Raw genomic sequence first — 12,912 nt, 5'->3', positions numbered from 1 at the left:
GGGAAGCTGAGGAGGAGCGAAAGATGTCCGTACTCGGACACGTCGCCAGTACGCGCAAGGCGGCACTCTACGTAGTCAAGATAGGGAGCGCGAGTCTCGGCCACGACGCGCTCTTCGACGAACTGGCGCTGCTGCGCCGCCGCGGCGCCCGCGTGCTCCTCGTCGCGGGCGGCGCGGCCGGCATCACCCGGCACTACGCCGACATCGGCCGCCCGGTCAGGACGCTGAGCCTGCGGGGCGACAGCGAGGTGCGCTACTGCCCTCCCGAGGAGATGCCGCACATCGTGGACGCGTACGAGCGGGTGACGTTGCCGCGCGTGCGCGACGCGCTCACCTCGCGCGGGCTCACCGTCTTCGCCTCGGTCGCGCGGGACGGGGCGCTGGTGAGCGCCCAGGCCAACCGGCCGCTGCGGGCCGTGCGGGACGGCAGGACGACGGTGGTCCGCGACCACCGGGCGGGCACCGTGACCGGGGTGGCCGCGGACCGCGTCCAGGCGCTGCTCGACGCGTTCGACGTGGTGTGCCTCTCGCCGCCCGTCGCCGACGGCGCCGGCGGCGACGGTTCCGCGCTCAACGTCGACGCCGACGTCCTCGCCGCCGAGCTGGCCAACGCCCTCGCCGCCGACCACCTGCGCCTCGTCACCGGCACACCGGGACTGCTCGCCGATCCGGAGGATCCCGCGAGCCGCCTGACCGACGTCGTACGCGGCGAGGGAGAGCGGTTCGCGCGGGGCCGGATGCGGCAGAAGGTACGCGCGGCGGAGATCGCCCTCGACGGGAGCGCCGACGTCGCGATAACCGGGCCGCACATCCTGTCGCCCGCGTCGGGAACGCGCTTCTGGCGCGCCCCGGCGCCCGCGCCGGACCTGTCGCTCCTCGCCCGCGCCGTGGAGATCTCCTCGGTGTCGGCCGACGAGCGGGAGCTCGCCGAGTACCTGGTGGACTGGTGCACCGGGCGCGGCGTCCACGCGGAGATCGACGCGGCGGGCAACCTCGTGGCCACCCGCGGCTCCGGCGACCGGCGGCTGCTCATGCTCGGGCACCTCGACACCGTGCCGCACCGGTGGCCGGTGCGCTGGGACGGGCTGACGATCACCGGCAGGGGCTGCGTCGACGCCAAGGCCAGCCTCGTCGCCTACCTGGAGACCCTCGCGGACATGGACGTGCCGAGCTGGGCGCAGGTGCGCGTCGTCGGCGCGGTCGAGGAGGAGGTCACCTCGGCGGGGGCCTTCCACGCCAGGGACCACTACCCGGCCGACGCGGTGGTCGTGGGCGAGCCCAGCGGCGAGAAGGCCCTGACCATCGGCTACTACGGCCTGCTCAAGGTGCGGATGCGCGTCAGCCACAGCGTCGGCCACACCGCGGGGCAGGGCGTCACCACCGCCGCCGACCAGCTGGTGGACGTCCTGGGCAGGCTCCGCGACGAGATCGCCGGGGCCGACTCCCAGGCGCTGGTGGCCGTGCTCGGCATCCACGCGGTGAACGGCGGGGACGTCCAGCTGGGCGAGGCCGTCGTCGACGTGCGGGTCCCCCCCACCCTGGACCTGGAACACCTCGTCGAGCTCGTCCGCCGGGTCGCGGGACCGGTCGTCGTGGAGGTGCTCCGCGCCACGCCCGGAGTGGTCACCTCCCGTACCAGCCCGCTCGTGAAGGCGTTCTCGCGGGCCTTCAGGGAGGAGGGCGTGGCTCCGAGGTTCCTCGCGAAGAAGGGGAGCAGCGACATGAACACCCTCGCGACCACCTGGCGGGGGGTGCCCATGGTCGCCTACGGCGCGGGTGACGCCGCGCTCGACCACACGCCGGACGAGCACCTCGACGCCGAGGAGTTCAGACGGGCCAGGACCGTGCTGTCCAGGGCGGTCGCGAACTGGGTGGAGCAGGGCCGCCCACCGGCGACGCCGGCCACACCGCAGGACACGGCCGGTGCCGGGCCCGCCGAAGGTGCCGAGGCCGCCGGTGGCGCCGGGGCCGGCGAGACCGCCGGAGCCGCCGGAGCCGCTGAGGCTGTCGCAGGAGAGAGGACACCGTGATGACAACGATCGCCGTCGACGAGACCGCCGGCCACACCTACCAGCTGTCCCACCTGGACGCGCTGGAGGCGGAGGCCGCCCACATCTTCCGGGAGACGGCCGGGGAGTTCGACCGGCCGGTGATCCTCTTCTCCGGGGGCAAGGACTCCATCGTCATGCTCCACCTGGCGCGCAAGGCGTTCGCCCCCGCGCCGGTGCCGTTCCCCCTGCTGCACGTCGACACCGGCCACAACTTCCCCGAGGTCATCGGCTACCGGGACCGCGTCGTCGCCGAGCAGGGCCTGCGGCTGGAGGTCGCCTCGGTCCAGGAGCTCATCGACCGGGGGGAGCTGGCCGAGCGGCCCGACGGCTCGCGCAACCCGCTGCAGACGGTGCCGCTGCTCAACGCCATCGAGACGAACCGCTTCGACGCGGTCTTCGGCGGCGGGCGGCGGGACGAGGAGAAGGCCCGAGCCAAGGAGCGGGTGTTCTCCCTGCGCGACGACTTCGGCGGCTGGGACCCGCGGCGGCAGCGACCGGAGCTGTGGAACCTCTACAACGGCCGCCACTCGCCCGGCGAGCACGTCCGCGTCTTCCCGCTGTCGAACTGGACCGAGCTGGACGTCTGGCAGTACATCCTCAGGGAGGGGATCGAGCTTCCGCCGATCTACTTCGCGCACGAGCGCGAGGTCTTCTCGCGCCGGGGCATGTGGCTCGCCCCCGGCGCGTGGGGCGGCCCGAGGGAGGACGAGCCCCTGGAGCGGCGCCTCGTGCGGTACCGCACGGTCGGCGACATGTCGTGCACCGGCGCCGTCGACTCCGGCGCCGCGACCCTGGAGGCGGTCATCGAGGAGATCTGCTCCTCCAGGCTGACCGAGCGGGGCGCCACCCGCGCCGACGACAAGCTGAGCGAGGCCGCCATGGAGGACCGCAAACGGGAGGGATACTTCTGATGACCACCACACTGCTGCGCTTCGCCACCGCCGGATCCGTGGACGACGGGAAGTCCACCCTCGTCGGCCGGCTGCTGTACGACTCGAAATCGATCCTCGCCGACCAGCTGGAGGCGGTGGAGACGGCCTCACGCAAGCAGGGCCTGGAGACCGCCGACCTCGCGCTGCTCACGGACGGCCTGCGCGCCGAGCGCGAGCAGGGAATCACGATCGACGTCGCGTACCGCTACTTCGCCACCGCGCGCAGGCGCTTCATCCTCGCCGACACGCCCGGCCACGTGCAGTACACCCGCAACATGGTCACCGGCGCCTCGACCGCCGAGCTCGTGCTCATCGTCGTCGACGCCCGCAACGGCGTCGTCTCGCAGACCAGGCGGCACGCCGCCGTCGCCGGCCTCCTCCGCGTCCCCCACGTCGTGCTGGCCGTGAACAAGATGGACCTCGTCGGCTGGGACGAGGGGGTCTTCGCGGCGATCGCCGAGGAGTTCACCGAACACGCGTCCGGCCTCGGGGTCGGCGAGGTGACCGCGATCCCGATCTCCGCCCTCACCGGCGACAACATCGTCACCCCCTCGCCGAACATGGACTGGCACACCGGTCCCACGATCCTGGAACTCCTGGAGACGGTGCCGGTGGGCGTCGACCCCTCCCGGGCGCCCGCGCGGCTTCCCGTCCAGTACGTCATCCGGGCGGACGGCCACCGCGCCTACGCGGGCCAGATCTCCAGCGGCGTCCTGCGCGTCGGCGAGCGCGTCACGGTCCTGCCCGGCGGGCGGACCTCCACGGTGGCGGCGATCGACGTGCTCGGCGAGCCCGTCGCCACGGCGTGGGCGCCGCAGTCGGTCGCCGTACGCCTCTCCGACGACGTCGACGTCTCCAGAGGCTCCCTCATCGTGCCGGAGGACGCGGCCCCCGACCTCACCTGCGAGCTGCGCACGACCACCTGTCACCTCCACGAGCGCGCCCTGCGCGTGGGGGAACGGGTCCTGGTCAAGCACACCACCAGGACGGTCCAGGCGGTCGTCGAGGACATCGTGCCCTCCACCGCCCTGGGGGATCTGACCTGTGCCCCGGAGGCGGACAGTCTCGCCGTCAACGAGATCGCGAACGTCGTGCTGCGTACCACCGACCCTCTCGCGGCCGATCCCTACGCGCGGTCCCGCATGACCGGTTCCTGCCTGCTGATCGATCCGGCGGACGGGACCACCCGCGCCGCGGGGATCGTCGAGGAGACGCCGCCGGGGTGAGGCCGCCCGGCGCCATCGGGGTGATTCACCCGGCATCGTCAGGGTGAATCACCCGGCATTCGTGCTTTCCGGGGTGGGTCGTGTCTTCGCCCGTTCGGGCGGTGCGCCGAGGAGCCGTCCGGCGCCCGTGGTCGTCGGGGTGAGTCACCCGGCATCTCGGGGGTGAGTCACCCGGCGGGAACCTTCGGGGACGGAGCCGACCGGCTCGGCCGGGCCGGCCTGTTCAGAGGGCGGGTCGGCCTGTTCGGAGGGCTCAGCCGGCGAAGGGGTAGCCGCGCAGTGACTGCTGGAAGGCCTTGCGCGCGATCGGGACGTACCCCGAGGTCGCGGCGCCGGTGGAGAGGGCCATGGTCACCGGCAGCGGGCCCGGCGGGGAGGGGAGGGCGAGCCTGGCCGCCTTGGGCAGGCCCCAGAGGTCGTCGCCGTTGGCGACGAGGCAGGCCACGCCCAGGCCGGCCTTGGCGGCCGCGCGCAGCCCGACGAGCTCGGCGCCCTCGTAGCCGACACGCCACGGGACGTCCGACTCGTCGAGGACGTCCACGATGCGGCCGCGGAGCGTGCACGGTTCCGTGAAGAGCGTGAGCGGGAGCGCGGCGCCCTCTCCGTGGGCCGGACGGCCGAACCAGTCCATGCGCATGTGGCCGAGTTCCTGGCTCGCGGCGCCGGCGCCGTTGGACTTCGTCTGCAGGAGCAGCGCCAGGTCCAGCTGGCCGGTGTTCACCCGGCCCTCCAGGGATTCGCTCAACCCCGTCTGGACGCTGACCTGGGCGTGCGGCATGCCCCTGGTGAGCAGCCGCAGGATCTCCGGGAGCGCCTCCGCGAGCTGGTTGACGATCCCGATGGACAGCCGCACGTTCCCCGGAGGGGGGACGAAACGGCCCACCGCCTCGTCGTTGAGTGCCACGAGGCGGCGGGCGTACCCGAGGAGTTCCTCGCCCTGCGGGCTGAGCTGCAGCTTCCGGCCGGTCGAGGTGAATATGGGACCCTTGACGAGACCGCTCAGCTGGCGGATCTGCTGGCTGATGGCGGGCTGGGTTATGTGCAGGGACTCCGCGGCCCTCCGGAAACCGCCGACATCGACTACGGTGACCAATGCTCTCAGCCGATTTATTTGCAGGTCGTGGTACATTCTTCCTCTTAAGCTGACCTAGTAGGAAAGTATCGAGCCATCTGTTCGAAGTGGCTTTTTGGATAAATAGGTCGCAGGCTTTTCCGGATGTTCGCGCCGTGCTCTAGTAGGGCAGGTGGACCCCGCTGGGAGTGCGGGTGTCGAGGGCGTACCGGGAGTCGTTCGCGCGTTTCCTCCTCTGCCGGGGGATCCGGATGAGTTTTCTCTGCGGCCGGCGGATTTGTTTCCGCTCCATGGTCTCCTCCAGTCTTCTGGTCCGGATGCGGTCAGCGTAGCCCCGGCGGACCGGGAGCTCCTACACACAGGGCCACGAGTGCGGTGTGAAACTCTCATGCTCGCTTGATGACGCGAAAACTATTCTCATCGCCGGTCGGGAAGCACAATTTACTTATTCGAACTCATCCAGATCGAGGAGACGGCGATGGTGACCTTGAACGCTTCACGGACCGAGCGGCCGAAGGAGCACGACCGGCTCTTCGCCGAGTTCTTCGTGAGCGCCTGGACCGAGCCCGCGCGCGCCGGCGGGCACGACGGCGACCCCGTCGCGGCGCTCGCCGGGTTCGGTGTCCACCTCCACAGCGGGGAGGAGGCGCCCGAGCCGAGTGCCGGGCCCGTGGCGTGCGAGGTCCTCGAGGACCTCGTCATCGAGGACCTCGACCATCCCGCTCCCGTCGTGGCCGCTTGGACCTACTGCGGATGAACGATCCCATCGAGGGCGGGGCGACCTCACCGCTGATCGGATTCAAGCGCCACCTGCGGGCGGTGACGGTTCCGGGGGAGGCGATCTATCTGACCTCGGCCCGGGGAACGGTCGCCCTGTCCGGTGGGCAGATCCAGGCGCTCGCGCCGTTGCTGGGCGGCGACCACAGCCTCGCCGAGGTGCGGAGGCGGACGGCGTCCGAGATCTCGGCCGTGCAGCTCGGGCGGATCCTCGGCAGGCTGGCGGAGGCGAACCTCGTCGGATCCCGCCGTCCCCCGCGAGGCGGCGCCGATGCCGCGTCCGAGGCGTACTGGGACCTCGGGCGGGTGGGCGCGGACCGGGCCGCGACGGCCCTGGCGGAGTCGTCCGTCGGGCTCGTCGCCCTCGGGGGCGTCGACACGGGGCCCGTGGCCGAGGCGTTGCGGTCGATGGGTGTCACCGTCGACGAGGACGGTGACCGGCCCGCGACCCTGACCCTCGTTCTCTGCGACGACTACCTCGACCCGGAACTCGAACGGGTCAACGAGCGGCTGCTGGCGGACGGACGGCCCTGGCTGCTGGCCAAGCCGGCCGGCGCCGACCTGTGGGTCGGTCCGGTCTTCCGGCCGGGCGAGGGGCCCTGCTGGTCGTGCCTGACCACGCGGCTGCGCGGGCACCGGCGCGGGGAGGCGCGGCTGTGGAGCGCGTCGAAGACGAGCGCCACCAGCCCGCCCGACGCGTCGCTGCCCCTCACCCGCGCCCTCGGGGCGCAGTTCGCGGCCCTGGAGGCGGCCAAGTGGCTGGCCGGGTCGCGGGGCGAACGGCAGGACACCGTGTGGACGCTGGACACCTTCTCGCTGGAGGGCCGCCACCACCGGGTGGAGAAGCGCCCGCAGTGCCCCTCCTGCGGGGATTCCGGGCTGGTGGCGGCGAGCGTCGAGAAGCCCGTCGTCATCGCGTCCAGGAGCAAGGCGGCCGTGGGCGGCAACGGGCACCGCGCGCTCGCCTCCGAGCTGGTGTGGGAACGCTACCGCCACCTGGCCGACCCCCTCACCGGGATCACGGACGCGATCCGGCGCGACCCGCGGAGCCCCTCCTTCCTGCACTGCTACCTTTCCGGGCCGAATCTCGCGCTCACCGACGACAGCCTCACCGCGATGAGAGCCGGTCTGCGCCAGCAGAGCGGCGGCAAGGGGAGCACCGACATCGAGGCCAGGGTGGGCGCGCTCTGCGAGGCGGTGGAGAGACACTGCGGCTCGCGGCACGGGGACGAGCCGACGGTGAGGGACAGCCTCCGCGGCCTGGGCGAGCGAGCCGTGCGTCCCGACGAGTGCCAGCACTTCCACCGGCGCCAGTTCGAGGACCGCGACCGCTGGAACGCCGAGAGCATGGCCTTCCAGCACGTCCCGGAGCCGTTCGACGACGAGGAGGTCGTCGAGTGGACCCCGGTGTGGTCGCTCACCGCGAAGCGGCAGCGCCTGCTCCCCACCGACCTGCTCTACTTCAGCAGGGGCGGCCATCCGTCGGTGCGCGCGACCTCGAACGGGAACGCCGCGGGCTCCAGCGTCGAGGACGCGATCGTCCAGGGCTTCCTCGAACTGGTGGAGCGCGACGCGGTGGCCATCTGGTGGTACAACCGCACGCGCCAGCCCGCGGTGGACCTCGGCTCGTTCGACGACCCGTGGATCACCGACCTCCGGTCGCGCTACGAGGACATCGACCGGGAGTTCTGGGTCCTCGACGTCACCTCCGACCTGGGCATCCCCGTCATGGTGGCGATCTCGCGGCGCGTCGACAAGCCGGCCGAGGACATCATGCTCGGGTTCGGGGCTCACTTCGACCCCCGGATCGCCGCGCGGCGCGCGCTGACCGAACTCGGGCAGCTGCTCCCGGCCGTCGCCGGGGCACGCGCCGACGGGACGGGGTACGGCCCGACCGATCACCACATCCGGGACTGGTGGCTCACCGCGACGACGGGGAACCAGCCCTACCTCCGTCCCCACGGGAACCGGGCCCCGCGGACCCCGGGCGACTACGCCTACACCCCTCGCGGCGATCTGCGGGAGGACGTCGAGCACATCGTCACGCTGGCCGGGCGGACGGGCCTGGACGTCCTCGTCCTCGACCAGACGCGTCCCGACATCGGCATGCCGGTCGTCAAGGTCGTCGTTCCCGGCCTGCGGCATTTCTGGGCGAGGTTCGGCCCCGGCCGGCTGTACGACGTCCCCGTCCTCCTCGGGCGTCTCGACAGGGCGACGGCCTACGAGGACCTCAACCCGATTCCCCTCTTCATGTAGCCGTTCCGCCTCGACAAGGGTCAGGAGTCACAGGATGGTCGGAGGCCAAGGCAGCGATACCGATGTGCTCCAGATATTCCCCCAGTGGTCGTTCCGGGAGGACGTGTACGTCGAACCGGACCCGTACGGCGGAACCGTGGTGCTCCACAGCCGCTGGGAGGACGTGGTCCTGCGATACCCCGGATCCACCGTGCTGGAGGCGATGCGCCGGATGAGCCTGGGGCCCACCTCGCTCGACAACGTCATCCGCGAGGACGCCGAGCGGCGGGAGCTCGACGCGATCCTCGACGGTCTCCAGCACCTCGTGGTGCGTTCCTTCGGCTTCGACCCCGAGCAGCCGCTGATGTCGGTGATCCCGCTCGCCCAGCGGGCACGGTTCCGGCTGCCGGAGGTCCCCCCGCTCCACCCGGTCCGCCTGTCCAGGTTCGCGCTGATCAGAACCGACGGGAACAACTACCACGTCGAGTCCCCGCTGTCGCTGCACCGGGTCATCCTGCACCGGGCCGAGGCCATGTCCGGTGTCGGGTCGCTGATCCGCCCGGTCGTCCCGTCGGCGATCGAGCGGGACCGCCGGCCCGTGGTCGACTATCTGATGGCGGCGGGGATGGTGGTGCAGGCCGTGGAGGAGGACCCCTTCCAGCCGATGGTGTTCGAGGAGGACGTCGACCCCGCTCTCGTGGCCTGGACTCCCGTCGATCTCATGTTCCACACCCGGTCCACCCTGGGCAGGCACGACCACGACTTCGGGGCGACGTACCCGATGGGAGACCAGTGGAGCGTCGAGCCCGTCGTGAAGCCGGAGCCCGCGCGGGTTTTCGCCGATCCGGGGCGGGAGCGGGCTCCCGTCGCGCTGCCCCGGCCGAAGTGGGGCGAGCTGCTCGCGGCGGATCCGCCGCTGACCACGGTCGTCGAGGCGAGCCGGCACACCCGGCACTACGGTGAGAGACAGCTGACGGCCGACGAGCTCGGGGAGCTCCTGTACCGGACGGCCAGGGTCCGGTCCCTGGTCGGCTCCCCGGACGAGACCTCGACGACCTCGACGAGCGATCGCCCCTACCCGAGCAGCGGCGGCTCCTACGAGCTCGAGCTGTACGCCACGGTGGACAGGTGCGCCGGCGTCCCCCGGGGCGTCTACCACTACGACCCGCTGCGGCACCGGCTGGAGCCGATCGAGTCCACCCCGGCGGACGTGGACGAGCTGCTGGAGACGGGCAAGGTGGCGGCGAACCTGGACGCGACGCCGCCCGTCCTGCTGACCATCACCGCGCGCTTCCGCAGGCTGTCGCGGAAGTACAACGGGCTGAGCTACTCGCTGGTGCTCAAGAACGTCGGAGCGCTGACGCAGACGCTCTCCCTGGTCAGTACGGCCATGGGGCTGGCGGCGTGCAGGCTGGACAGCGGCGACATCGAGGTGACGGGACGCGTTTTCGGCCTCGACTGGCGTGTCGAGTCGAGTGTCGGCGGGTTCGTCGTCGGCCACCGTCCCGGCCGCGAGCCGAGCCGCTTTTCCGGGCGGTACGCGGTGAATGACGCCGAGTGGGTTCTTCGAGCAAGGGCGGAAATCACGTAAGTTGGACTTCCTTTTTTGGCATTTCATGAATGTGTGAGGATGCGCGCGGCGGGAGCCGCGTGAACACGCCGCGTCCCACCCGCCGGACGCGCGTGAATCGTGCCGCACGACTATGACACGTGGTTTTTCCGCCGCGTGCACCCGTTGATTCCCCTGGAGCCACGCGGACGGGCCTATCTAAGCTTATTCAGCTGATATAGATTGTTTCGGGGCGTCGGGCTGACGGGGAAGGACCACCGGTCGGGCTTTGGAGGAGACGGTCGATGACGGTGAACGCCGGCCCGCCGCAGCGCCGGCGCGGATTCGCCAGGTCGCTGCACAGGTCACGCCTTAGGACCCGGCACGGGGTGGGCGGGCTGGCCGCCCCCAGAATGGCCCGTGTGATCATCGTCGCCGTCCTGTACGGCTACGTGTTCAACGCGCTGATGTTCGTGTGGGGAAGCGGTCTGCCGGGTCCCGACCTGCTGGGTTTCGCCGGCTGCCTGTTCGTCGCGCTGGTCCTGCAACTCGCGCATTCGACGCGGGACGCGCTGAGCTGGCCCGCGCCGGTCCGGGCTCTCACGCTGTCGGTACAGGCCGTCGCCACCTTCCTGCCGTTCGCGTGGGTCGGTCCGCAGGCGGGATCCATCGCGGGGTTCCTCGCCGGGTCCATGCTGCTGGTGGTGGCGGGGCCGGGGCGCTGGGGGCTCTTCTTCGCCGTCGCCGCCGGTGTCGGCGCGCTGCTCGCGCTCCGGGAGGCGAACCTGCTGGCGTTGGACGTCGTCTACAGCGTCTACTTCACCCTGCTGACCGGGTTGATGGTGTACGGGGTCAGCTCGCTGGCGTCTCTGGTGAAGGTGCTCTACGCGGCGCGGGGGGAGTTCGCGCGGATGGCGGTGGCGCGGGAGCGGCTGCGGGTGGCGCGGGACCTGCACGACCTGCTGGGCTACAACGTGTCGGCGATGACCCTGAAGAGCGAGCTGGCGTACCGGCTGCTGCCGGGGGCGGCCGACCGGGCGCGGCAGGAACTCCGGGACGTCCTGGTGGTCGCCCGCCGCGCGCTGGCGGAGGTGCGGGTGGTGGCGGGCGGGTATCTCCCCATGTCGCTGACGGCGGAGGCCGAGTCGGCGGAGTCGATGCTGTCGGTCGCCGAGATACGGGTGGGCGTGGCCGTCTCGCGAGAGGGCCTGCCCGAGGCGCTGGACACCGTGCTGGCGATCGTGCTGAGGGAGGCGGTCACCAACGTGCTGCGGCACAGCAAGGCGCAGCGCTGCGAGATCGAGGCGGGGGTGGAGGACGGCTGGGCGCGGCTGCGGGTCGGCAACGACGGGGTCGAGCCGGAGCTGGGGACGCGCTCGTTCGAGACCGGTACGGGACTGGGGAATCTCACGGGCCGGCTGGAGGCCGCGGGGGGACGGTTGTCGGTCACGGTCGACGGTGAGTGGTTCCAGCTGACGGCGGAGGCCCCGGTCGAGGCCCCGCCGGTGGCACCGGTCGCGGAGGGCTCCGAGGTCCCCGGCGCGCCCGAGGTGACCAGGACGCCCGACGCGCCGGAGACGTCCGAGGAACCCGGGGTGCCGGGCAGGCCCGGGACCCCCGGCACGCCCGGGACGGTCAAGGTGCCCGGAGCGCCGGAGGAGGAGCACGTGCGGCCGGGAACACCGGGCGACCGGCCGCCGGTCAGGGCCACGGCGCGGACGTGGCACCTGCGGGTGGCGCGCTTCATCGCCGTGCTGGTGCTGTCGGGTTACGGCGTCCTCATCGTGGTCAACGTGCTGGCGGAGCGGCCGCACCCGGTCGGGCTGATCGGATTCGCCGCGTGCGTGGCCGTGCTGGTCGGCGTGCAGATCGTCCACTCCCTGGGGGAGCCCCGGTCGTGGCCGGGGTGGCTCAGGAAGGTGACCCTGGCGGTGCAGGCGGTCGCCACGGCCCTGCCGCTGCTGTGGGTCGGCGCGCCGTGGGGTTCGATGGGCGGTTTCCTCGCGGGGGCGGTCCTGCTGCTGGTGGGCGGCCGCTGGCGGTGGGTGCTGTACGCGGCCGTCGGCGCGGGGGTGATGCTGCTGTCCGTGCTCCAGGGCGACGTGGCGGAGTGGACCGCGTATCTGGTGATCTCCACGCTCCTGACCGGGCTGGTGGTCTTCGGCATCAGCTCGCTGTCGGACCTGGTGGCGCAGGTGGACCGGACGCGGGGGGAGCTGGCGCGGATGGCGGTGACCCAGGAGCGGTTGCGGGTGGCGCGGGAGCTGCACGCGCTGCTGGGGCACGAGCTGTCGGTGATGATCGTCAAGAGCGAGCTGGCGCACCGGCTGCTGCCGAGGTCCGCGGAGCGGGCGAAGACCGAGGTGGCGGAGGTGCTGGAGATCGCACGGCGGGCGGTCGCGGATGTCCGGGCGGTGGCCAGCGGGTACCGGCACATGTCGTTCGACGCGGAGGTGGACTCGTCGGTCTCCACGCTCGCCGCCGCGGGAATCGACACCGGGGTGAGCGTTCCCGCGGACCTGGTTCTCGGGGAGCTGGACGCGCTGCTCGCGGTCGTGTTGCGTGAGGCGGCCACGAACGTGCTGCGGCACAGCGACGCGCGGCGGTGCACGATCGAGGTGGTCCTGGAAGCGGGCGGGGTGCGGCTGTGCGTGACCAACGACGGGGCGCCGCCGGAGGTGCTTCCGGCCGTCCGCGACGATTCCGGGCTGGGGGACCTGGCGGCACGGCTGCGCGCCGTCGGCGGGCGGCTGGCGGCCGAGGTCGCCGACGGGGCGTTCCGGCTGGTCGTCATCGCTCCCGGCGCCGCCCTCGTTCCCCGTGTGCAGGCGTTGGGGGACGCGTCGCGGGACGCTCGGGGAGACATGCCGGAAGATATGTCTGCAGATATATCGAGAGGCGCGCGGAGAACGGACGGCCATGATGGGTGATACGGCCGGAGCTTTTTTCGGCTGACAAATGCGAGTAAGTGAATGTCAGAATTCTGCGGCATTGCCAAATTCAATTGACTGGGTACTATTCGGGGCAAGATCGGTTGGTCCAGTCGTTCGATCGAATGGTGGCGAGGCGT

At 71.7% G+C, this 12,912-nt stretch carries 8 protein-coding genes; 7 read left to right on the top strand and 1 reads right to left on the bottom strand.

Going from position 1 to position 12,912, the window contains the following annotated elements; genetic code table 11:
* The first annotated feature begins 23 nt into the window (after positions 1-23).
* The 3 genes from ACVCAG_RS20925 to ACVCAG_RS20915 are packed head-to-tail and all read left to right on the top strand — an operon-like array spanning position 24 to position 4,209.
* Entirely contained in the window at positions 24-2,030 is a 2,007-nt protein-coding gene (locus ACVCAG_RS20925; protein ID WP_440081512.1) for a M20/M25/M40 family metallo-hydrolase, read from the top strand.
* Positions 2,030-2,962 (top strand): sulfate adenylyltransferase subunit CysD, encoded by a 933-nt coding sequence (gene cysD / locus ACVCAG_RS20920; protein WP_440081511.1) that lies wholly within the window; start codon positions 2,030-2,032, stop codon positions 2,960-2,962. Before ACVCAG_RS20925 ends, cysD begins: the two co-directional genes overlap by 1 nt.
* Complete coding sequence (locus ACVCAG_RS20915) at positions 2,962-4,209, top strand: GTP-binding protein (RefSeq protein WP_440081510.1); 1,248 nt, start codon at positions 2,962-2,964, stop codon at positions 4,207-4,209. Before cysD ends, ACVCAG_RS20915 begins: the two co-directional genes overlap by 1 nt.
* 253 nt (positions 4,210-4,462) lie before the next feature.
* On the opposite strand, the gene ACVCAG_RS20910 is transcribed toward ACVCAG_RS20915, so the two are convergent.
* Positions 4,463-5,338, bottom strand: coding sequence for a LysR substrate-binding domain-containing protein (locus ACVCAG_RS20910; RefSeq protein WP_440081508.1), 876 nt, complete (start codon positions 5,336-5,338; stop codon positions 4,463-4,465).
* Positions 5,339-5,759: 421 nt separating this feature from the next.
* Here ACVCAG_RS20910 and ACVCAG_RS20905 point away from each other — a divergent pair, with 421 nt between their 5' ends.
* The 4 genes from ACVCAG_RS20905 (at position 5,760) to ACVCAG_RS20890 (ending at position 12,772) form a co-directional block, all read left to right on the top strand.
* Complete coding sequence (locus ACVCAG_RS20905; RefSeq protein ID WP_440081506.1) at positions 5,760-6,038, top strand: hypothetical protein; 279 nt, start codon at positions 5,760-5,762, stop codon at positions 6,036-6,038.
* Positions 6,035-8,314: a TOMM precursor leader peptide-binding protein gene (locus ACVCAG_RS20900; protein WP_440081504.1), complete on the top strand. Its 2,280-nt coding sequence runs from the start codon at positions 6,035-6,037 to the stop codon at positions 8,312-8,314. Before ACVCAG_RS20905 ends, ACVCAG_RS20900 begins: the two co-directional genes overlap by 4 nt.
* A gap of 34 nt (positions 8,315-8,348) precedes the next feature.
* The gene (locus tag ACVCAG_RS20895; protein ID WP_440081502.1) at positions 8,349-9,884 is read left to right on the top strand and encodes a SagB family peptide dehydrogenase; all 1,536 of its coding nucleotides are present in this window, start codon (positions 8,349-8,351) and stop codon (positions 9,882-9,884) included.
* Between the two features lie 263 nt (positions 9,885-10,147).
* A complete protein-coding gene (locus ACVCAG_RS20890; protein ID WP_447190125.1) occupies positions 10,148-12,772 on the top strand; it encodes a histidine kinase in 2,625 nt (874 codons plus the stop codon).
* Positions 12,773-12,912: the final 140 nt, after the last annotated feature.

Source organism: Streptosporangium sp. G12 (assembly GCF_052983175.1).
The sequence above is the reverse complement of the archived record's forward strand: the minus strand, read 5'-3'. Positions and strand labels throughout refer to the sequence as shown.